Source organism: Kocuria sp. WRN011, from assembly GCF_002295155.1.
Taxonomy (GTDB): domain Bacteria; phylum Actinomycetota; class Actinomycetes; order Actinomycetales; family Micrococcaceae; genus Kocuria; species Kocuria carniphila.
On the sequence record NZ_NSGI01000002.1, the window covers coordinates 236,380 to 256,797 of the forward strand.

19 protein-coding genes are annotated in these 20,418 nt (G+C 63.8%); 10 read left to right on the plus strand and 9 right to left on the minus strand.

Annotated features, from left to right (window positions below):
- Positions 1-46 precede the first annotated feature (46 nt).
- Positions 47-1,060, minus strand: coding sequence for a class II fructose-bisphosphatase (gene glpX / locus CKW39_RS03825; protein ID WP_095796831.1), 1,014 nt, complete (start codon positions 1,058-1,060; stop codon positions 47-49).
- Between the two features lie 144 nt (positions 1,061-1,204).
- On the opposite strand from glpX, the gene CKW39_RS03830 reads away from it, so the two are divergent.
- The 3 genes from CKW39_RS03830 (at position 1,205) to CKW39_RS03840 (ending at position 4,321) form a co-directional block, all read left to right on the plus strand.
- Positions 1,205-1,846, plus strand: coding sequence for a DUF4245 domain-containing protein (locus tag CKW39_RS03830; RefSeq protein WP_095796832.1), 642 nt, complete (start codon positions 1,205-1,207; stop codon positions 1,844-1,846).
- Positions 1,847-2,202: 356 nt separating this feature from the next.
- Positions 2,203-2,826: a carbonic anhydrase gene (locus CKW39_RS03835; protein WP_095796991.1), complete on the plus strand. Its 624-nt coding sequence runs from the start codon at positions 2,203-2,205 to the stop codon at positions 2,824-2,826.
- An 88-nt stretch (positions 2,827-2,914) separates the two neighbouring features.
- Positions 2,915-4,321 carry a class II fumarate hydratase gene (locus tag CKW39_RS03840; RefSeq protein ID WP_095796833.1) on the plus strand — a complete coding sequence of 469 codons (1,407 nt, stop codon included), beginning with the start codon at positions 2,915-2,917 and terminating at the stop codon, positions 4,319-4,321.
- A 99-nt stretch (positions 4,322-4,420) separates the two neighbouring features.
- Here the strand turns inward: CKW39_RS03840 and CKW39_RS03845 are convergent, their stop codons facing one another.
- Both CKW39_RS03845 and CKW39_RS03850 read right to left on the minus strand, forming a co-directional pair.
- On the minus strand, positions 4,421-4,678 hold the full coding sequence (locus tag CKW39_RS03845; RefSeq protein WP_095796834.1) for a hypothetical protein: 258 nt from the start codon (positions 4,676-4,678) through the stop codon (positions 4,421-4,423).
- A 22-nt stretch (positions 4,679-4,700) separates the two neighbouring features.
- Entirely contained in the window at positions 4,701-5,948 is a 1,248-nt protein-coding gene (locus CKW39_RS03850) for a C45 family autoproteolytic acyltransferase/hydolase (protein WP_095796835.1), read from the minus strand.
- 226 nt (positions 5,949-6,174) lie between these two features.
- Here CKW39_RS03850 and CKW39_RS03855 point away from each other — a divergent pair, with 226 nt between their 5' ends.
- The 3 genes from CKW39_RS03855 (at position 6,175) to CKW39_RS03865 (ending at position 10,377) form a co-directional block, all read left to right on the plus strand.
- Positions 6,175-7,884 (plus strand): pyruvate dehydrogenase, encoded by a 1,710-nt coding sequence (locus CKW39_RS03855; RefSeq protein WP_371514561.1) that lies wholly within the window; start codon positions 6,175-6,177, stop codon positions 7,882-7,884.
- A 154-nt stretch (positions 7,885-8,038) separates the two neighbouring features.
- Positions 8,039-9,205 carry an ABC transporter ATP-binding protein gene (locus tag CKW39_RS03860; RefSeq protein ID WP_095796992.1) on the plus strand — a complete coding sequence of 389 codons (1,167 nt, stop codon included), beginning with the start codon at positions 8,039-8,041 and terminating at the stop codon, positions 9,203-9,205.
- 113 nt (positions 9,206-9,318) lie between these two features.
- Positions 9,319-10,377, plus strand: a complete 1,059-nt coding sequence (locus tag CKW39_RS03865; protein ID WP_254049265.1) for an NAD(P)-dependent alcohol dehydrogenase — start codon at positions 9,319-9,321, stop codon at positions 10,375-10,377.
- Between the two features lie 19 nt (positions 10,378-10,396).
- Here CKW39_RS03865 and CKW39_RS03870 read toward each other — a convergent pair whose 3' ends face one another.
- Genes CKW39_RS03870 through CKW39_RS03880 form a run of 3 tightly spaced genes read right to left on the minus strand, consistent with a single transcriptional unit; the run spans position 10,397 to position 13,634 of the window.
- Positions 10,397-11,281 carry a carbohydrate ABC transporter permease gene (locus tag CKW39_RS03870; RefSeq protein ID WP_016995848.1) on the minus strand — a complete coding sequence of 295 codons (885 nt, stop codon included), beginning with the start codon at positions 11,279-11,281 and terminating at the stop codon, positions 10,397-10,399.
- A complete protein-coding gene (locus CKW39_RS03875; protein WP_095796837.1) occupies positions 11,281-12,222 on the minus strand; it encodes a carbohydrate ABC transporter permease in 942 nt (313 codons plus the stop codon). Before CKW39_RS03875 ends, CKW39_RS03870 begins: the two co-directional genes overlap by 1 nt.
- A gap of 5 nt (positions 12,223-12,227) precedes the next feature.
- Entirely contained in the window at positions 12,228-13,634 is a 1,407-nt protein-coding gene (locus CKW39_RS03880) for a sugar ABC transporter substrate-binding protein (RefSeq protein WP_095796838.1), read from the minus strand.
- A gap of 150 nt (positions 13,635-13,784) precedes the next feature.
- Between CKW39_RS03880 and CKW39_RS03885 the strand changes: the two genes are divergently transcribed.
- On the plus strand, positions 13,785-14,747 hold the full coding sequence (locus CKW39_RS03885; RefSeq protein WP_095796839.1) for a sugar-binding transcriptional regulator: 963 nt from the start codon (positions 13,785-13,787) through the stop codon (positions 14,745-14,747).
- Positions 14,748-14,775: 28 nt separating this feature from the next.
- Positions 14,776-16,194, plus strand: coding sequence for a xylulokinase (gene xylB, locus CKW39_RS03890; RefSeq protein ID WP_095796840.1), 1,419 nt, complete (start codon positions 14,776-14,778; stop codon positions 16,192-16,194).
- Positions 16,195-16,219: 25 nt separating this feature from the next.
- On the opposite strand, the gene CKW39_RS03895 is transcribed toward xylB, so the two are convergent.
- From CKW39_RS03895 to CKW39_RS03905, 3 genes are all read right to left on the minus strand, one after another.
- Entirely contained in the window at positions 16,220-17,752 is a 1,533-nt protein-coding gene (locus tag CKW39_RS03895) for a mannitol dehydrogenase family protein (RefSeq protein ID WP_095796841.1), read from the minus strand.
- A 115-nt stretch (positions 17,753-17,867) separates the two neighbouring features.
- Complete coding sequence (locus CKW39_RS03900) at positions 17,868-18,335, minus strand: NUDIX domain-containing protein (protein ID WP_095796842.1); 468 nt, start codon at positions 18,333-18,335, stop codon at positions 17,868-17,870.
- A gap of 58 nt (positions 18,336-18,393) precedes the next feature.
- Positions 18,394-18,933, minus strand: coding sequence for an A24 family peptidase (locus CKW39_RS03905; protein ID WP_095796994.1), 540 nt, complete (start codon positions 18,931-18,933; stop codon positions 18,394-18,396).
- Between the two features lie 78 nt (positions 18,934-19,011).
- Between CKW39_RS03905 and CKW39_RS03910 the strand changes: the two genes are divergently transcribed.
- Both CKW39_RS03910 and CKW39_RS03915 read left to right on the plus strand, forming a co-directional pair.
- A complete protein-coding gene (locus tag CKW39_RS03910) occupies positions 19,012-19,782 on the plus strand; it encodes a hypothetical protein (protein WP_095796843.1) in 771 nt (256 codons plus the stop codon).
- A gap of 241 nt (positions 19,783-20,023) precedes the next feature.
- The gene (locus CKW39_RS03915) at positions 20,024-20,365 is read left to right on the plus strand and encodes a VOC family protein (protein WP_095796844.1); all 342 of its coding nucleotides are present in this window, start codon (positions 20,024-20,026) and stop codon (positions 20,363-20,365) included.
- Positions 20,366-20,418 lie beyond the last annotated feature (53 nt).

A 20,418-nucleotide genomic window follows, 5' to 3' on the forward strand; every position in this document is an offset into this window, starting at 1 on the left:
GGGCAATCACGCGCGAGTATTCAATGACTTCAAAGAGGTCAGTGGATCAGTTGTTGCCGCGCTCGTACTTCTCCCACTTCTTGGCCACGTGCTCGGCCTCGACCATGCGCACGGTGCCGGACTTGGAACGCATCACGATGGACTGGGTGGTGATCCTGGGCCCGCGGTAACGCACACCCCGCAGCAGATCACCGTCCGTGATACCGGTTGCCGCGAAGAAGCAGTTGTCCGAGGTCACCAGCTCGTCCGTGGTCAAGATGCGATCCACATCCAGACCGGCCTCTGCTGCCTTCTCGCGCTCGGCCTCATCGGTGGGAGCCAAGCGGCCCTGGATCACACCGCCGGTGGCCTTCACGGCGCACGCGGTCACGATGCCTTCCGGGGTTCCGCCGATGCCCATCATCACGTCCACACCGGTTCCCTCGCGGCACGCGGCGATGGCGCCGGCGACGTCGCCGTCGAGAATCATGCGCGTACGGGCACCGGTCGCACGAATTTCCTCCACGAGACCCTGGTGACGGGGACGATCCAGCACGCAGACGGTGAGCTGGTTGGTCTTCACGCCGCGAGCCTTGGCCACGAGGTGCAGGTTCTGCTTGACGGGCAGACGCAGGTCCACCATGTCTGCAGCTTCCGGGCCGACCACGAGCTTGTCCATGTAGAACACGGCGGAGGGGTCGAACATCGAACCGCCGTCCGCCACGGCAATCACGGCCAGGGCGTTGTTCATGCCCAGAGCGGTGAGCCGGGTTCCGTCAATGGGGTCAACGGCCACATCCGAAGCGGGGCCGTGCCCGTCACCCACCTGCTCGCCGTTGTACAGCATGGGGGCTTCGTCCTTCTCGCCCTCACCGATCACCACGGTTCCGTTGAAGCTCACCGTGGACAGGAACGAACGCATGGCGTCCACTGCCGCGCCGTCCGCTCGGTTCTTGTCACCCGCGCCAACCCAGTGACCACCGGCAATTGCGGCAGCCTCCGTAACGCGGACCAGTTCCAGAGCCAGATTTCGGTCCGCCGCGTTACCTGAAGCGCTACCTGCGGTTGTTTGAGTCGCCATGTTCCTCACCTTCGAGTCAGCTGCGCTCGTGAATCTCGCGACGCACGTGTTCGTGGGCGAGCACACAAGCCTTGCGTGCGTTTCCAGCATATCCCCGGCCTTGTCCGATTGGGCGGGTATGTCACGGCACGGCACAATAGAGGGGTGAGTGATTCAGCTACGACGCCGCCCCGCAAACCTGACGAGCCTCAGGTCACCTCCGCAACCCCGGAGGAAGGCGCCCCGCTGCCCCAGATCACCACCAAGCAGGCGGCCAAAATCAACGCACCCATCCGCGGCATGATCATCTCCATGGCGGTGCTGCTCATGCTCATCCTGCCGTTCTTGTGGCTCGCTCCTAAGCCTGATGCTCAGCCCTACCGCGCGGATGTGAACGTTTCCGAGGAAGCGGGCTTCGTAGCGGAGCAAGCGGAGTTCACTCCGGCTGCGCCCGAACTTGGCGACGACTGGACCGCCAACTACGCGCGCTGGCAGGCGAACTCTCAAGAAGGCGTTCCCCTCTGGAGCGTTGGCTACCTCTCCCCCAATTACCGGTTGGTCGAAATGGTGCAGACGGCCGAGTCCAACCCCACATGGTTGGCCCAGCGCACAGAACTGATTCCCGCGACCGGGCAGAAGAACGTGGGTGGCATCTCGTGGGACATTCACCACCGTGACCCCTCGGGTAAGCAGGAAAAATTCACCGCGTGGGTCGGCGAACTCGATGATTCCACCGTGATCCTTACGGGCAAGGCGACCGAGGGCGAATTCGAGCACGTCGCGAAGGCGCTGGCCGAGGGCCGCTGAGCTCACACCTCGCCCGCATCATGGAGCGACACATCTGAGGTAGGGGTTCGCAGCATCCGTGGCGCTGCCTACATCTCGGGCAGAGGTTCGCACACTATGTAGGTCTCCCGGCATCTGAGGTAGAGGTTCGCACGCGAAGTGCGGTTTTTGCTACGAACGTCTGCCATATTTGTTTGCGCTCGGGATTCGCTGGCCCAGATGTTCATGCGCGGTGCGTGGCACAACACCCTGAGGTTTACGCTAGGAACGCGCCACCGGGGCACGCTCCCGTGACGCACCAACCGTGAGTCGAACCGGGAGCCACCGTGAGCGAAAAGATCCAACCGAAGATCAGCGACGCCGACAAGCCGACCAGCATGCCCAAGACGCCGCAGGATGCGTGGCAGCGATTGAAGGACGGCAACGAGCGGTTCATCGCAGGTGAGACCCTGCATCCCCACCAGGATGCGCAGCGCCGTAAGGAACTGGAGCATAAACAGAAGCCGTTCGCCGTGATTTTCGGCTGCTCGGACTCCCGGCTGGCCGCGGAAATCATCTTCGACCTGGGCCTGGGTGACGCGTTCGTGATCCGCACCGCCGGGCAGGTCATCGACAATGCGGTGCTGGGGACGCTCGAGTACGCCATCGATGTGCTGGGCACTCCCCTGATCATGGTGCTCGGCCACGACTCGTGCGGCGCCGTGACGGCGACCAAGAACGCCGTCGACTCCGGCGAGCTACCGCGCGGCTTCCAGCGCGACCTGGTGGAGCGCATCACGCCTTCCGTCCTGGAGTCCAAGCGCAAGGGTCTGGACACCCTCTCCGACATGGTCGTGGAGCACACCAAGCAGACTGCCGCCCGCATGTTGGACCAGTCCCGTTCGATCGCGGCGGCCGTCTCCAAGGGTGACGCCGCAGTGATCGGCGTGTTCTATCACCTGGATGCCGGCAAGGCCGAACTCGTCTACGGCCACGGCCCGTGGTTCCCGGAGCGCGGCTGACAGCGCACTCGATTCTGCACGGCAAGGTGGCGTGTCACGGCACGCCACCGTCAGCCCGGCCCCGATCCGAGCGCATAAGCTAGGGGTCATGGCAGAAAATACTGAGTACCGCATTGAGCACGACACCATGGGTGAGGTCCGCGTTCCCAAGAACGCCCTGTACCGCGCCCAGACCCAGCGTGCCGTGGAAAACTTCCCCATCTCCGGCTCCACCCTGGAGCGCCAGCACATCAAGGCGCTCGCCCAGGTAAAGAAGGCCGCAGCCACCGCCAACGAGGATCTGGGTGTCCTGGACGCCCAGCGCGCTCAGGCCATTCGCGACGCCGCTGACGCCGTCGCCTCCGGTGACTACGACGAGAACTTCCCCATCGACGTGTTCCAGACCGGTTCCGGAACCTCTTCCAACATGAACACCAACGAGGTCCTGGCAACCCTGGCCTCCCGTTCGCTGGAGTCCGAGGGCGTGGAGGTCCACCCCAACGACCACGTCAACGCCTCGCAGTCCTCCAACGACGTGTTCCCCACCTCCGTGCACGTGGCCGTGACCAACGCGCTGATCAACGACCTCAAGCCCGCCATGGATGTGCTCGCTACCTCCTTGGAGAAGAAGGCCGAAGAGTTCAAGAACATCGTGAAGTCCGGCCGTACACACTTGATGGACGCCACCCCGGTGACCCTGGGTCAGGAGTTCGGTGGATACGCAGCACAGGTCCGCTACGGCATCGAGCGCATCGACGCTTCCCTGCCCCGCGTGGCCGAGGTTCCCTTGGGCGGCACCGCCGTGGGCACCGGCATCAACACCCCGGACGGTTTCTCCGCCCGCGTGATCGAGCTGCTGGCCGAAGAAACCGGCCTGCCGATCACCGAGGCCCGCAACCACTTCGAGGCCCAGGCCAACCGTGACGGTCTGGTCGAGGCTTCCGGGCAGCTGCGCAACATCGCGTACTCCTACATGAAGTTCATGAACGACATCCGCTGGATGGGATCCGGTCCCAACACCGGTCTGGGCGAGCTGCACATCCCCGACCTGCAGCCGGGTTCCTCCATCATGCCGGGCAAGGTCAACCCCGTGATCTGCGAGGCCGCTATCCAGGTCTCCGCCCAGGTCATCGGCAACGACACCACCGTGGCACTGTCCTCCACCAACGGCGCGTTCGAGCTCAACGTGGGCATCCCCGTGATGGCCGCCAACCTGCTCGAGTCCATCCGCCTGCTCGCCAACATCTCCCGCGTTGCCGCGGAGAAGATGGTTGACGGCCTGGTCGCCAACGAGGAACGCTGCACCTTCCTGGCTGAAGCTTCTCCGTCCATCGTGACCCCGCTCAACAAGGCCATCGGTTACGAGGCCGCGGCCAAGATCGCCAAGCACGCCGTGGCCAACAAGGTCACGGTGCGCGAGGCCACCATCGAGCTCGGCTACGTGGACGGCGACAAGCTCACCGAGGAGCAGCTGGACAAGGCTCTGGACGTCACCACCATGACCGGTAACTACTGAGCCAACCACTGATCGGTCCTAGCGATCGGTCACCGGCTCTCGGCTAAAAGCTTTGGCACCGCACGCACCGTGCGGGGCCGAAGCATTTTAAAGGTTAGGTCAGGCTTTCCAGCGGGACCAGGCCGCTTGCCGGGAGGTTCCGGCCGCACCGGCCACGGCCGTCCACGACGACGCCGCCGCCACGTTGCGGGCGCTGATCCCCAGGGACTCACCCACGGTTCCGCTCAGTCGCAGCAAAGCTTGGAATGCTTCCGGGTCACCGCTGGCGGCGAGTTGGCGCACTGCTTCCATGGCTGCGCTCTCCAACTGGGCCACGGGTGCCGGTCCGCCACTGGGTTCAGGAATCTCTGTACTCACGAGTCCATCATGGCACCGAGGATCAGCGGCCCACCAGTACGACGTCCAGGGTGTCGTCCGCGTCCTCGAAGCCACGCTTCCAGGACACACCCGGCCAGCGGTACTCAACGTGCCCCTCGTCCGGGCGGTAGTGAGCGGTGAACAGAGTGCCGAAGCCGCCGGAGAAGTTGTCCTGATACAACGGATCGGTCAGGAACTGATCGCGCATCTCATCCGCGGTGATCTCGGTGCCCACGGTGCGGTCCAAGTGCTCGAGACGTTCCTTGGAGAAGAACTGCGCGGCCTTGGCCGGGTACTCGGGCTCCTTGCCGCGGTGGTTGGTCGCGGTGCAGGCGTCGAAGAACTCGGCCTGCTGGCCGGGAGCTACGAACGCGGTGAACTTGTCACCGGAGGTGTCCACCACGGTGATGTTGTAGGACATGGACACCGGCAGATCCCGCAGCAGCTCGCGTGCCTGTTCCGCAGTTTCGGCCACTTCCAGCAGGTAGCGGATCACGATCGGGATCGCGAAGCCCGGGCCCGATCCAGGGCGGCCACCGAACGTCAGGGACACGGCCAGACCGGCGTCGTTCATGCCGTCCAGCAGACCCCACAGGCAGTCACCGGTGCCGATGACCTTGCGCCCGGTGAACTCGCTGGAGTAGACCGTGGCCTCCCACAGGCTCGGGACATAGTCGTAGTTGCGGGTCAGCGAGGTCTCCTCGCCGGTGAGCGCTACCTGCGAGCAAGCCGGTGCGAATGCGGGAAAGTTCCACATGGTCAGGAAGCGTGCCGCGACATCGTCATTGCCGGTCAGCTCCACGAGCTTGCGCCACGTGGGCAGCAGCTCGGGCATGTACTTCTCGAGCATCCCGCGAGCCTCTTCCAACTCGGGTCGCGCGTCCGGACCGGACTGGTAGAAGGCGCGGTAGGCCGGCCAGGTCGCGTCGAACAAGGCCTTCCATCGCGGACCCGGCTGGGGCTCGCGGATACCGAACACGGTCACGGGGAATTCGCGCTGGGCAGTCCACGACGCCACGGCGCCGTAGTTCTCGCCGCTGGTCTCCGTTTCTGTGGCCCGGGTAGCGGTTGCGGTGGAGGTGCCATGAGCCGGGCGGGTGGCGCCACCGGCAAAGTCAATGGTGGGTGCTGTGCGGTAGAAATCGACCCAGTTGATCCGAGGTGAAGCGGTCTCGGCCCAGTTGACGGCGGCCCAGTCAATGGCCGCCCAGTCGATGTCGGTCCAGTGAGCTTGGGTACGGGGTGCGGTGGTTTTCTGTTCGCAAGTCATGTGTCAAGGAAACATTGACACGGGGTGGTCTGTCAAGTTTTTCTTGACGCCGGGTTCATGTGATTCACCTCACGACTCACGGTCCCGCGCCTCACAAACCCCTCCACGAGGCGCGTTCACAGGGCTAGGCTGAGACGGAAGCAACCTTTCTACCGGGCCCTTCGCGGCCACACTCATTCAGCAGGAGCGATTCGTGAAACTTGCAGAACAGATCATCCAGCAGCTCATGGACGCGGGTGTCCAGCGCATTTACGGCGTGGTGGGTGACAGCCTGAACCCCATCGTTGATGCGGTGCGGCGCACCGGAGGTTCAGCCAAGGGCGGCATCGATTGGGTTCACGTCCGCCACGAAGAGGCCGCGGCATTCGCTGCGAGCGCCGAGGCCCAGCTCACCGGCCAGCTGGCGGTATGCGCGGGTTCGTGCGGCCCGGGCAACTTACACCTGATCAATGGGCTATACGACGCCAATCGGTCCGGCGCCCCGGTGCTGGCGATCGCCTCCCATATCCCGTCGCAGTACATCGGTTCTTCCTACTTCCAGGAAACCCACCCGGACCGCCTGTTCAACGAGTGCTCGGTGTACTCGGAGTTGATCAGCACCCCCAAGCAGTCCCCGGCCGTGGTCAGCTCGGCCATCCAGCACTCCTTGACGGTTCCGGGCGTGTCCGTGGTGACCCTGCCCGGCGATCTCGCGGAATCCGAGACCGAAACGGATGCGCGCCCGTTCTGCGTACCGGAACCGGGCGCCGTCGTCCCCTCGGACGCGACCATCGAGCGTATGGCCGCCACCCTGAACAACGCGAAGGATATTGCGATCTTCGCGGGCATCGGTGTGGCCGGCGCTCACGACGAGGTGATTGCCCTCGCGGACACCCTGGGTGCTCCCATTGGTCACTCACTGCGCGGTAAGGACCAGATCCAGTACGACAACCCGTTCGATGTGGGCATGACCGGTCTGCTCGGTTACGGCGCGGCCGCCGAAGGGCTGTACGGCGCAGACGTGATGGTCATGTTGGGCACGGATTTCCCCTACGACCAGTTCCTGCCGGACGTGACCACGATTCAGGTGGACACGGACGCTTCCGTGATCGGGCGCCGCACCGGCGTGGACATTCCCGTGCACGGTGACGTGAAGTCGACCATCCTCAAGCTCCTGCCGGAGCTGAAGCGGAAGAAGAACCGTTCCTTCCTCAAGAAGACCCTGGCCAAGCACGACAAGCTGATGAACAAGGCCGTGGGTGCCTACACCCGCAAGGTCGAGAAGATGACGCCCATTCACCCGGAGTACGCGGCGTCGATCCTGGATCAGGTCGCGTCCGACAACGCGATCTTCACAGCGGACACCGGCATGTGCAACGTATGGACGGCCCGCTACATCAACCCACTGGGTACCCGGCGTGTGATCGGTTCCTACCTGCACGGTTCCATGGCCAATGCACTCCCCCAGGCCATGGGCGCGCAAATGGCTTACCCGGACCGCCAGGTCATTTCGGTCTCCGGCGACGGTGGGTTGTCCATGCTCATGGGCGAGCTGCTCACGCTGGCGGCCTACAACCTGCCCGTGACCGTGGTGGTCTTCAACAACTCCTCGCTGGGGATGGTCAAGCTGGAGATGCTCGTGGACGGGATGCCCGATTTCGGGGTGGACGTACCCCAGGCGAATTACGCAGGAATCGCCCAGGCCATTGGTTTGCAGGGCATTCGTGTGGAGAAGCCCAAGGATGTGGAGGGTGCCTTCACCAGTGCCCTGGCACACCAGGGCCCCTCGCTGGTGGAGATCATCACGGACCCCAACGCCCTGTCGATCCCGCCGCAGATCGAGAGCTCCCAGGTCTTCGGGTTCGCCACGGCCATGTCCAAGATGGTCTTCAACGGCGGCGCGGGCGAGGCTGTCTCCATGGCGCGCTCCAACCTGCGCAACATCCCGCGCGGCTGACTCCCGCGGGATGTTCCTCTATTCGATGGTGAAAAGGGTGGCGGTTATCACATGAGTTTCGCTATGATCTCATATGAGAGTGGCCCAGGTCACTCTCGCCATCCTTTTCTCCTACGGATCGTCCGGCACGTGCCTGCCGGGAAAGAGGAACTACATGTCCAGCGTGCGCTACGATCACGTCACCTGTCAGTACCCCGGGGCCGAGCGCCCTTCCGTCTCTGACCTCAGCCTCGACATCGCCGACGGCGAGTTCCTGGTTCTCGTGGGCCCCTCCGGTTGCGGTAAATCCACTACTCTGCGCATGCTCGCGGGCCTTGAAGACGTCACGGGCGGTGCCATTCACATCGGCGACGACGAAGTGACCGATACCCCCTCGCGTGATCGTGATATCGCCATGGTCTTCCAGAATTACGCCCTGTATCCGCACATGACCGTGCGCGACAACATGGGTTTCGCGTTGAAGATCGCCAAGGTGGGCGAGGCCGAGCGCAATAAGCGCATCGAGGAAGCCGCCAAGATCCTGGACCTCACCGAGTATTTGGACCGCAAGCCCAAGGCTCTGTCCGGTGGTCAGCGTCAGCGCGTGGCCATGGGCCGCGCTATCGTGCGCTCGCCCCAGGTATTCCTCATGGACGAACCCCTGTCCAACCTGGATGCCAAGCTGCGCGTGCAGACGCGCACCCAGATCGCTTCCCTCACCCGCCGCTTGGGCGTGACCACGGTCTACGTAACCCACGACCAGACCGAGGCTATGACCATGGGTGACCGCGTAGCAGTACTCAAGGATGGCCGGCTCATGCAGGTGGACACGCCCCGTGAGCTCTACGACCGCCCGGCCAACGAGTTCGTGGCCGGTTTCATCGGCTCTCCCGCCATGAATCTCTTCCGTACCACCGTGACCGAGGACGGTTCGGTAGAGCTCGGGAGTCTGAAGCTTCCGCTCAGCGCTGCCGCTCGCGAAGCGCTCACGGGTTCTGAGGTCACGGTGGGCATCCGCTCCGAAGACCTGGTGCCCTCGGAGAACGGCCAGGGCTTGGCTGTCATTGCAGACATCGTGGAGGAGCTCGGGGCGGACGCGTACGTCTACGGCCACCTCGACCACAGCGCCGATCAGCACGTCACTCCCATTGCCGGTGTGGCCGGCCAAGAAGAAGACACCGTTCCCAACACCGGAACCAGCGAAGATGCGGACGCGAGTCCCATTGTGATCCGCGTGGACGGCAGGCAACCACCGGCCGCCGAATCCACTGTGTGGGTCAGCACCCATGGCGACCGGGTTCACCTCTTCGACGCCAGCACGGGCGAACGGCTCCCGGACTGATCTCCCACGTTCATGCCTGTCAACGTCACGCGCTCTCGTGGGGAGCGCGTGACGTTTCTTTGTTTGATGCCCCACCCGTCCACTCGATCAGCCCCTATGGAAAGGCCGCCGACATGACAACAGCCAGCCCCGCCGACATCCCCGTGATCCCTGCCACCATGAAAGCCAGCGTGCTGCTGGCTCCTCGTGAACTGGAGCTTCAGGAGCGGACCGTCCCGCACCCCGGCCCGCACGAGGTGCTCATCCGCATCACCTCGGTGGGGGTCTGCGGCTCCGATACGCACTACTACGAGCACGGTCGGATCGGTGATTTCGTGGTCGAAGAGCCCATGATTTTGGGCCACGAACCCTCCGGCGTCATTGTGGCCGTCGGTTCCGAGGTCACCGACCGTCACGTGGGTCAGCGCGTCTCCCTGGAGCCTGGGATCCCCCAGCCGTTCTCGCCTCAGACACTGCACGGGCAGTACAACTTGGATCCGGCCGTGCGCTTCTTCGCGACCCCGCCCATCGACGGCGTGTTCTGCGAGTACGTGACCCATCCCGCCCCCTTCGCGCATCCCGTCCCCGATGCGCTCTCCGACGACGCCGCCGCCCTCCTCGAGCCGCTCTCCGTGGGCATCAGCGCGGTGCGCGCCGCCGGAGTGACCCTGGGTGACCGTGTCCTGGTCACCGGAGCCGGCCCGGTCGGCCTGTTGGCCGCCCAGTGCGCTCGTCTGGCCGGCGCATTGGACGTGGTGGTCACGGACACCCGGGACGACCGCCTGGAAACGGCCATGAATTACGGCGCCACCGAAACCTTCCGAGCGGACAACGCTCCCTCGCCGGACGAGCCCTTCCCCGGAAGCGGCTACACCGTGCTGCTCGACGCGAGCGGAGCCGAGCCCGCGATTCTCTCCGGGATGCAGCGCCTGACACCTGAGGGCCGCGTGGTGCTGGTCGGCATGGGTGCGGACACCCTGCGGCTTCCGGTGCCCCTGATCCAGGAGCGACAGCTGCACCTGACCGGGATCTTCCGCTACGCCAACACGTGGGACACGGCCATTCGCATGGTCGAGCAGGGCCTCGTGGACTTGGATTCCTTGGTCACCACACGACACGGCCTGGACGACGTCGCCGCGGCACTTACCACGGGGACGCGCCCAGGCGCATTGAAGGCTGTCGTGAACCCCTGACGGGGTCGATGGACGTTGTCTACTTGATGGCGCCCATCGACAGGCCGCGCACCAGCTGCTTCTGCGCGATCCAACCAGCGAGCACCACGGGCAGTGAAGCCAGCACGCTGGCGGCCGAGAGACGTGCCAAGTAGAGACCCTCACTGGTCATGGTGGACACCAGCATGATGGGCACCGTGGCTGCATCCGCGGCCGTGAGGTTGAGTGCGAAGAAGAACTCGTTCCACGCGAAAATCACGCAGATCAGAGCCGTGGACGCGATGCCCGGAGCCACCATGGGAATCAGCACCACGCGCATGGTGGTCATCAACGACGCACCGTCCATCTGGGCGGCCTCGAGCACCTCACGCGGAACCTCTTGGAAGAACGAGCGCATCATCCACACCGCGAGCGGCAGGTTCATGGCCGTGTAGAGGAACACCAGGGTCCAGATGTTGTCCAGCACCTTGAGCTTGCCGGCCACCACGTAGATCGGCATGATCACGGCGACCACGGGCAGCATCTTGGTGGAGATGAAGAAGAACAGCACGTCCTTGGTCTTCTCCACGGGCCGAATACTCACCGCGTAGGCCGCGGGAATGGCCAACAGGATCACGAGGATTGTGGACACGACCGTGGCGATCACCGAGTTCCACAGGTACCCGCCCGCCCCGGCCTCGAACACGGCCTTGTACTGGTCCAGTGTGGGAGTGAAGAAGAATTTGGGAGGGTTGGAGGCGGCGTCGGCCTCTTGTTTGAACGAGGTGAGCACCATCCACAGGACGGGCATGAAGAACCCGAGGGCCAGCAGCCACGTGAACAAGGTGAGCGCCGCGGAGCCCGCGCCGCCTCCTTTGCGCTTGCGACGGACGGGCGGCTCCGAGGTTTCGGCGGAGGGCGTCTGTGTTTGAACGGTGGTGCTCATCAGTTCTGCTCCGTGCTCATGAAGCCCTTGAAAATCAATCGCAGGGCGAAGTTGGCAATGATGATCGTGGCGATGACAACCACCACGCCCATGGCTGCGGCCTGACCGATGTCAAAGCCCAGGAAGGCGCGCTGGTAGATGTAGTAGGGCAAGTTGGCGCTACTGGTACCGGGGCCGCCGGCGGTCATCAAGTAGATCTGGTCGAACGTGTTGACCACGTAGATGGCACCCAACAGCACCGACAGTTCGATGTAGCGGCGCAGGTGCGGCAGCGTGATGAAGAAGAACGTCTGCAGGGATGACGCACCGTCCATCTGCGCAGCCTCCAGAACATCCTTGGGCTGGGACTGGAGCCCCGCCAGGATCAGCAGCATCATGAACGGCGTCCACTGCCACACCAGGGCGATCAAAATGGAGACCACGGGGTGGGAGGACGTCCAGTCCACGGCCGGGATTCCGAAGATTCCTAGGAACCAGTTCACCAGGCCGAAGGTCGGGTTGAACATGGACACCGACCACAGTGTGGATGCCGCCACCGGCATGATCAGGAACGGCGTGATCAGCAGGGTGCGCACCACGCCGCGGCCCAGGAACTTGCGGTCCAGCAACAGGGCGAACAGGATGCCGAGCACCATGGCGATCAACACGCATCCGAGCGTATAGATCACCGAGTTCATCGCGACTTGCCGGAACGTGCGGTCGGCGAAGATCTCGATGTAGTTGCTCAGCCCGACGAACACGTCCGAAGCCGGGTTCAACAGGTTCCAGGAACGCAGCGAGTACCAAATGGTGATCAGGAACGGAATCTGCGTGGCAACGATCGTGAAGATCAGGGCCGGCAGGAGCGGGAGGCGCCGCTGCCACGCGTCACTGCGACGCGGTGCTTGAGCGCGGGATTTGCGCGGGCGGCCAGTACGGGCAGCCCCGGTTGACGTAGACATGGCGGTTACTGGCCTTCCTCACGCTGATAGGTGCGAGCCACCTGTTCTGCATAGGCCTGGGACTGCTCCAGGGCCTCATCGACGGTGATCTGACCGGCCACGGCCGCCGAGATCTGCTGGCCCACGCGGGTGCCCAAATCCTGGAATTCGGGAATGGCCACGAACTGAAGTCCTTCGTACGGGACCGGGTGAGTCATGGAAGATTCCTGCGACGCACCGTCCATGGCATCCAGGGTGGGCTGCGCGTACGCCTGCGAGATCTCGCGGTACTCCGGCACCTCGTAGGTCGAGTAGCGCGACCCCGGTGGCACGCGCTCCCAACCGAAGCGCTCACCCACGAGCTTGATGTACTCCTTGTTGGTCATCCAGGACACGAAGTCCCACGCGGCGTCCTTGTGATCGGAAGTGCTGGGGATGGCCAGCGACCAGCTGTAGAGCCAGCCTGCATCCTCGGTGTCCATGACGGGTGCCGGTGCGTAGCCGTTCTTCCCCGCCACGGTGGAGGACGCGGGATCCTCGATCGAGGAGACCATGGCCGTGGCGTCGTACCACATGGCCGCATTGCCCTGGCTGTAGCGGGTGATGCAGTCGCCGTAGCCGGAGGTGGCCGCGCCGGGCTGACCGTGCTCGCGCACCAGGTTCACGTATTCGTTGACGGCCTGCTTGGTCTCGGGCGAGGTAAGGGTCGGATTCCAATCCTCGTCGAACCAGCCGCCGCCGTAGGTGTTCATCACGGTGCTCAGCGGTGCCATGACCTCGCCCCAGCCGGCCAGGCCACGCAGGCAGATACCGGAAACGCCGTTGTCCGGGTCATCCAGTTTGGCCGCCAGCTCATTGATCTCCGGCCAGGTGGGGTTCTCCGGCATGGTCACGCCGGCCTTCTCGAACATTTCCTCGTTATAGACCAGGAATGAGGACTCGCCGTAGAAGGGCACCGAGTACATGTCGTCCTCGTAGCTCAACGCATTACGGATCGAGCCGATGAAATCCTGATCGTCATAGCCCTCGGTCTTGTCGATGTAGGGCTGGAGGTTCTCGATCCAGCCGTTCTCGGCCCAGATCGGCGTCTCGTAATTGGAGATCATGACCACGTCGAATTCACCACCACCGGTGGCCACCGAAGCGGTGATCTTGGCGCGGGCCTCGTTCTCGGGCAGGGACACGAATTTCACGTTCACGTCCGGGTGGGCCTTGGCGAACTCGTCCTGTAGTTCCATGGCGTCCTGCATTTGCGGGTTGGACACGATGGCCACGACGATCTCGTCCTTGGTTTCGTCCGCGGATGCGGCGCAACCGGTCATTGCAAAACCCGTGACGAGAGCGAGTAACAATGCTTGCCACCACGCTCCTCGCCGCACTGCGGTGCGATGACGGCCCCTGACACGATCCGGAGCAGCTGTGCTGTTACGCATGATGTTCCTTGTCATCGGTGTTCTGATGTCGGAAGAGCGCAGCTAGCGTCAGCTACTCTCAAGTGAGAATCTATGGATTCACATCTGAGATGTGATGCTAGTCATATAGACTCAGATGATCAAGAGCCGACCCCTCAGATGCGGTGAATAATGTCCATACCCGATCCATGGCCTCCCAGTGATCAACCGGAGCGCCAAAAACTCTTAGCCCAACTTGCGCAGCTGTACTTCGTGGACGGCGCATCCAAGGTGGCCATCGGCAAACAAACGAACCTGTCCCGGTTCCAGGTGGCCGCCCTCATCCAGGAGGCGCAGGACACCGGAATCGTCCGCATCGAGATCACCATCCCGGATAACGACCAGGATGCCCAGCTAGCTCACGCATTGGGCATCGAGAAAGTCGTCACCGTGGGAACGGGGCCGTGGTCCGCGGACCGCCACACCCTCGCCCGAGAGACGGCCCGGGTGTTCATGGATCAGGTCAACCCGGAAGACGTGCTGGGCATTTCGTGGTCGCGCACCCTCCAACTCGTGACCCGTGAACTTCCTCCACTCCCCCACAATCAGGTGATTCAGTTGGCCGGGGCACTCAGCAACGAAGACAGCCAGGCAGCTCCCCGGCTCCTGGCCGACCTGACCTGCCAGTCCGCGTGGCCCCTGTGGGCACCGCTCATTGTGGAGAACGCCCCCGCGCTCATGAAGAGCCCAGAAATTGCGCAGACCCTGGATCGCGCGAACAGCCTCGACGTGGCCTTGATCGCGATCGGTAGTTGGTCTCCGGAGCTGTCCACCGTCTGGAACAGGGTGAACCCGGAGGTCGCGGAGCAGGCCCGCGCCTCGGGCGCCGTCGCCGAAATCTCGGGCCACCTACTGGCCACGGATGGCACGCCGGTCGACTCACCGGTCGAGTCCATGGTGGTCGCGGCCTCGGTGGAGCAGATCAGAAACGCGCGCACCACGGTGGCCGCCGCCTTCGACGCCGGTCGGGCACCGGCCGTACATGCCGCCGCGAGGGCGGGGCTCATCAATGTCCTTGTGTGCGACGAGCCGTTGCGCCACGCACTGGCCGCACTCGTCGACCACCCCGAACCCACCCCGGCCAGCGCCGGCTGACCCCTCGACGTCCGAAAGGTAAAAGCGTATGCCCGCAACGGTGGTGGGGATCGACTCCTCAACACAGTCCTGCAAAGTAGTGGTCGTGGAACTGGAGAGCGGAGAGGTGCTTTCGACCGCCACGGCGCCCCATCCGGACGGCACGAGTGTCGATCCACGGGTGTGGCTGGAAGCCCTGAGGAACGCGTGGCGAGCGGCGGGCGTGCCCGAGCGCAGCGACGTCGTGGGCGTATCCGTGGCCGGGCAACAACACGGCATGGTGGCCGTGGACGCCCAGGGTGAGCCCGTGCATGACGCACTGCTGTGGAACGACGTGCGCAACGCTCCACAGGCTGCCCGCATGGTGACCGATCACGGGTTGGATTGGTGGATGGAAGCCGTGAACATGGCGCCGATCAGTTCCATGACCCTGGCCAAGCTCGCGTGGCTGCGGGAGAACGAACCCGAGGCCGCAGCCCGCGTGCACCGGGTCATGCTGCCCCACGATTGGCTCACGCTGCATCTGTGCGGGGAATTCGTCACGGACCGCTCGGACGCTTCCGGCACCGGCTATTTCAACGCCACGGACAACCGGTACCGCCCCGAGCTGCTCGAGGAGTATTTCGGCGCGGTTCCGGAACTGCCGCGGGTGCTCGAGGCTCACGAGACCGCAGGGTCGTTGAGTTCCAAGTGGGGCGGGTCCGGCGAGACTCCCGCCGTGGTCGGCGCAGGCGCCGGTGATAATGCTGCCGCGGCACTTGGCCTGAACCTCGAACCGGGCGAGGTCACCATTTCCGTGGGCACCTCGGGCACGGTCTTCGCCTGCAGCGCCGAGCCCACGATCGATCGCTCCGGCGTCACCGCGGGATTCGCGGATGCCACGGGCCAGCACCTTCCGCTGCTCTGCACCATCAATGCCGCGCGCGTCATGACCACCACGGCCGAGACCTTGGGTGCGGATTTGGACGAATTTACGCGGCTGGCTTCCAGCGGCCCCAGTGATGCCGGCGGGCTCACGATGCTCCCCTATTTCGACGGCGAGCGCACGCCTAACCTGCCCGAGGCCACTGGCCGCCTGGACGGACTCACCCGGGCGTCATTCACGCGTGAGAACTTGGCGCGTTCCGCCGTCCTGGCCGTGGCGAATTCCCTGGCGGACTGCCTGGATATCCTGCGCGACATCCACGTGGATGTGGAGCGCGTGCTTCTGATCGGCGGCGGCGCCAAGTCGGACGCGCTGCGCAGTGTCCTTCCGGACACCCTGGGCCTGGCAGTGAGCGTTCCACGTTCCTGGGAGTACGTGGCGCTGGGCGCCGCGCGCCAAGCCGCGTGGGTTGCGACCGGACAGCAACCCGAATGGCCCCGCGTGATCTACAGCGAGTTGGAGCCCACCGGCGACGCGGGTATCGGCGAGTTCCGCGAGCGCTATGGTGCCTTGCGGCGCCGCTACGAGGAGCAGTTGAGGTAACGACGCCGCTCGGAGACTCCGCGGGTCAGGCGAGGGTTCCGTTGACCGCGGCTTGGATCGTGGCTCGGGCTCCTTGGCCGCGGAAGCTTCGCAGTGCCGCGAGATACGGTTCGGTGAACTCAGGGTGTTCCACCAGGTCGCCGAAGAGTTCTGAATCGCGGATGAACGCGAGTTCGTCATCATCGTGTTGGGCGGCAGCAATCATGACGCGGTCCTTGCGTTGATCGACCACGTCGATCGGCTGGCCGTCCTCGTCAGTTCCTTCCGCGTAACGCGCCCACGAGGCCACGATGGTGGCGGAGAGCGTGACATCTCCCCCGGTTGCCAGGTTCTCTTTGATGACCGGGACCAGCCACTTGGGAATCCGGTCCGAGGACTCGGCGCACAATCGTGCCAGGGTGTCCCGGACGTTGGGGTTCGCGAACCGTTCAATCAGCTGTCGCTTGTAGGCGTGGAGGTCCACTCCCTCGACGGGCTGCAGGGTGGGTGTGGCCTCTCGGTCCATGTAGGCCAGCAAGTAGTCGATGAACAGCGGATCCTGGCACACCTCGTGCGCGTAGCGGTAACCGGCAAGGTAGCCGGGGTAGCACAGGGCCTGGTGACTCGCGTTGAGCAGGCGAAGCTTCATGAGTTCGTAGGGCACCACGTCCGGCACGACCTGCACACCGACGTCCTCGAACGGCGGCCGTCCGGACACGAAGGAATCTTCCAGCGCCCACTGCGTGAAGGGTTCGCACACGACCGGCCAGGCGTCCTCGACGCCGAACTCCTGCGTGACGAGTTCGCGGTCTGCGTCCGTGGTGACCGGGGTGATGCGGTCGACCATGGAGTTGGGGAACGGCACGGTGTCCTGGATCCACTGCGCCAGCGCAGGGTCACGCAATCGTGCGTAGGCGGTAAATTGCTCGCGCGCCATGTCCCCGTTGCCCTGAATGTTGTCGCAGGACATCACGGTGAAAGGTTCGATCCCCGCGACCTTGCGCTGCGCGAGTGCCTCCACAACCAGCCCGAAGACGGTGGCAGGAGGTTCCGCCGACAAACCTTTCTCCGTCGCTTGGGCTTGCTCAAGATCGTGCACCACAGCGGGGTTGGTCTCATCAAATCGACCCGTGGCCTGATTGAAGTTGTAGCCGCCCTCGGTGATGGTCAGCGAGACAATGCGGGTGCTGGGCGCGGTCAGCAGGTCCATGGCCCGTTCGGGCTGGGCCGGGGCCAGAACGTAGTCACCAATGGAGCCGATCACTCGGGGTTCAAGAGTGCCGTCCGGGTGCTTGAGGACCAGTGTGTAGAGGTGATCCTGTTCCTCCATGACCTCCTGCATCCGAGCATCTCCGGGCAGCACACCCATGCCGGCGATGCCCCAGTCGAGGGCCTCTCCCTGGTTCATCAATTGATCCAGGTACATGGCCTGATGCGCTCGGTGGAAGCCACCCACACCAAAGTGCACGATCCCCACCGTGACGTTGGAACGGTCATAAGCGGGCACCGGAATGTCCAGCGCATCCAGGTTCGAACGTTTGAGAGGGCGGGCCTGTCCCGCGGCATGGTCAGAACTCACGAGATCCTCCAGAGGGGTGCATCCAACCGCAGCAGGGAGAGCTGGGTCACACTCGGAGAATATCAGATGAGCAAAGCCTGCGTCTCATATGAGATCGAGGAATGTAATGGGATTTTCACCGCACGAAGTCGGTCGTCCCCGAGAATTCCTGTGCCGCCCGCAACCGTTCCAACTGATGTTCGGGAATGGGCGGCAGATCGTCCAGGTCGTACCAACCGACGATCAAGGATTCGTCGTCCGCTACCCGCGCTTCGCCACTCACATAACGGCAAAGGAAGGTGTGGTCCAGGAACTGGCACATGTCCTCGTTAGGGAATCGCACGACGTCGTAGGCCTTGACGCTCACGAGCGCATCGACGTCAACCTTCACGCCGGTTTCTTCGAGGCATTCGCGCCGGGCGGCAACGCCCGGATCCTCCCCCGGTTCGACGATGCCCGTGATCAGGCCCCAGTTACCGTTGTCCGATCGCTGACCGAGCAGCACCTTGCCCTCGTGGATGACCACCGCGGTGCAACCGGGCAGCCACAACAGGTCGTGACCGATCTTCTTGCGCATTTCCACGATGAATTCGGGTGTGGCCACGGGGAAGTCCTCCTGTTGGTTGGGTCGGCATCCTGAGGTTCTTGTCTACCGGAGCTGGCTACACGAACGCCAAGACTCCCAAACTGCCGACCAGCATGAAGGGACCGAAAGCGACGCGCGAGGTCATGTCGATTTTGTGCATAGCCAAGAGCGCTGCAGAGAACAAACCCGCCAAGACAAAGGTCACCGCAATGGCCATGAACGTATGACCCACGGACGCGAACCCCGTGGCGATCCCCAAAACTCCAGCCAGCCGAACATCCCCCAGGCCCATGCCTGCCGGGTAGACGAGGCGCAGCAGAACGAAAAGACCGCCCATGATCATGAGGCCCCACAGCATCCACCACCAACGAACGGGCTCACCAGCGAGAATCGCAGAGACCCCCAATAGTGCAGTGACGGCGGGATAGAGCGGCCAGACCACTTTGCGTGGCAGTCGGTGGTACCGAATGTCGGTCGCGGCTAACCACACTCCGGTGCATGCAAGAACCAGGACCCCCAGGGCACAAGTCGCCGCGGCCAGCCACCCGGAAGCGTTGGCCGCTTGAAGCTGTTCCCCCACGAATACCCCGACACTCGCCGTCATTGGCTGCATCATGATCTCCATCCTAGGCACGCCCGCGCCGAGCGCCAGGCAACTCAGGGGATGTGCAGTACGAGTTCCTAGACTGGGGGCATGAGCGCACCGTGGGATTCCCGCCCCGCCCGAGTGACCGTACCGGCCAATCAGTTCGCTGCGCTGTGCCGATCGTCCCCGTGGCGGTGGGACACGCTGCAGTTCTCGTTGTACTGGATGGAACGCGACGATCAGCCAGCAGCCCTTCCGGTTCGCGCGTGGCTCAGACGCCCGACGGATCTGCGCGTCGAGACGTTGCAGGGCAAGCTGCTCTATACGGCGACGTCGCTCGAGAAGTCCCGCGACGATTTCTACGTTACCGCCACCCCCAAGTCCTGGCTGCTACCGCCCGCGCTCGTAACCCCGGTCTACACCGACGAAGGCCTGGTTTGGCGCCGCCCCGAGGCCGCCTACGGTGATCCCATGTTCGGAGGTGGCCGTTGGCAAGCGGTCCTCGATCCGGTCGAATGCGTGGGCCCCGCGCCCATTCCCAACAATTTGCCCGAACAGCGACCGTCCAATCTCACGGACATGGTGGAAGGTCGCTTCGCGAACCGGAAGGTGTGGCTCGCGACCGTCAATCCGCGAACGCGCTACCGCCCCTTCACTCCGGAGCATCCCCTGGCGCCCGGCCCCACGCGCATCGCCGTGGATACGGCAACCGGCGTGTGTGTGTATTCCAAAGTGCTCGACGGACCCTTTGCTGGCCAGGGGCACAAGCTGGGCATCGAGGCCGTGGACGACTACCTATTGGACGACCTCTTCACCGACATGGACTTCAACCTCACGGATGTCTCGGACCACGTGCCGTGGCCGATTCCGTTGGGCTGATTGGTCATAACCACTGGCCAGCGCGTGACTGGCATCGCCTGATCCAGCCACCCCGGCGGCAAGTTCAACGGGCAGTAAACCAACACCCTCGCCCCGTTCGAAGACCCCTTCTCCAAGACGCCAACAATCTCTGACCCTTCCTCCGCCAGGTTGCGCGCAAAAATACCTAACCATCTATTGACTTACACTAGTTTGTCAAACTAGCGTAATGGTTACACAAGTTAGGTGGAGGGAAAAGAAAATGAGCATCAACATTGGCAACATCTGCGTAGACACCAATGACCTGGCGGGCAGCGCCACTTTTTGGCGGGCGGTCACCGGGTATCGAGTCGCGTCCTCGGACGAGGGAACTGCATACCTCGAGGATCCGAGCAAGGTGGGGGTTGGGCTATCACTGCAACTGGTACCCGAAACGCATTCAGGCAAGAACCGACTGCACCTTGACCTATTTACTGACGACATGGCCGGCGAGGTCATCCGGCTCCAAGGACTCGGAGCCACCGAGGTCATGCGTTTCGACAACGACGGCTGGGTTGTCCTGGCCGACCCCGACGGCAACCAGTTCTGCGTGGTCTCGGCATAACTATCGCCGTCGTCGCGGGATTCGAATGCACCAACTGGGGTCCCGCGATGTCA

Coding starts and splice junctions, on each gene's coding strand:
- glpX (WP_095796831.1), bottom strand. CDS start 1,060: ATGGCGACTCAAACAACCGCAGGTAGCGCTTCAGGTAACGCGGCGGAC.
- CKW39_RS03835 (WP_095796991.1), top strand. CDS start 2,203: ATGCCCAAGACGCCGCAGGATGCGTGGCAGCGATTGAAGGACGGCAAC.
- CKW39_RS03840 (WP_095796833.1), top strand. CDS start 2,915: ATGGCAGAAAATACTGAGTACCGCATTGAGCACGACACCATGGGTGAG.
- CKW39_RS03850 (WP_095796835.1), bottom strand. CDS start 5,948: ATGACTTGCGAACAGAAAACCACCGCACCCCGTACCCAAGCTCACTGG.
- CKW39_RS03855 (WP_371514561.1), top strand. CDS start 6,175: ATGGACGCGGGTGTCCAGCGCATTTACGGCGTGGTGGGTGACAGCCTG.
- CKW39_RS03860 (WP_095796992.1), top strand. CDS start 8,039: ATGTCCAGCGTGCGCTACGATCACGTCACCTGTCAGTACCCCGGGGCC.
- CKW39_RS03865 (WP_254049265.1), top strand. CDS start 9,319: ATGACAACAGCCAGCCCCGCCGACATCCCCGTGATCCCTGCCACCATG.
- CKW39_RS03870 (WP_016995848.1), bottom strand. CDS start 11,281: ATGAGCACCACCGTTCAAACACAGACGCCCTCCGCCGAAACCTCGGAG.
- CKW39_RS03875 (WP_095796837.1), bottom strand. CDS start 12,222: ATGTCTACGTCAACCGGGGCTGCCCGTACTGGCCGCCCGCGCAAATCC.
- CKW39_RS03880 (WP_095796838.1), bottom strand. CDS start 13,634: ATGCGTAACAGCACAGCTGCTCCGGATCGTGTCAGGGGCCGTCATCGC.
- CKW39_RS03885 (WP_095796839.1), top strand. CDS start 13,785: ATGTCCATACCCGATCCATGGCCTCCCAGTGATCAACCGGAGCGCCAA.
- xylB (WP_095796840.1), top strand. CDS start 14,776: ATGCCCGCAACGGTGGTGGGGATCGACTCCTCAACACAGTCCTGCAAA.
- CKW39_RS03905 (WP_095796994.1), bottom strand. CDS start 18,933: ATGATGCAGCCAATGACGGCGAGTGTCGGGGTATTCGTGGGGGAACAG.
- CKW39_RS03910 (WP_095796843.1), top strand. CDS start 19,012: ATGAGCGCACCGTGGGATTCCCGCCCCGCCCGAGTGACCGTACCGGCC.
- CKW39_RS03915 (WP_095796844.1), top strand. CDS start 20,024: ATGAGCATCAACATTGGCAACATCTGCGTAGACACCAATGACCTGGCG.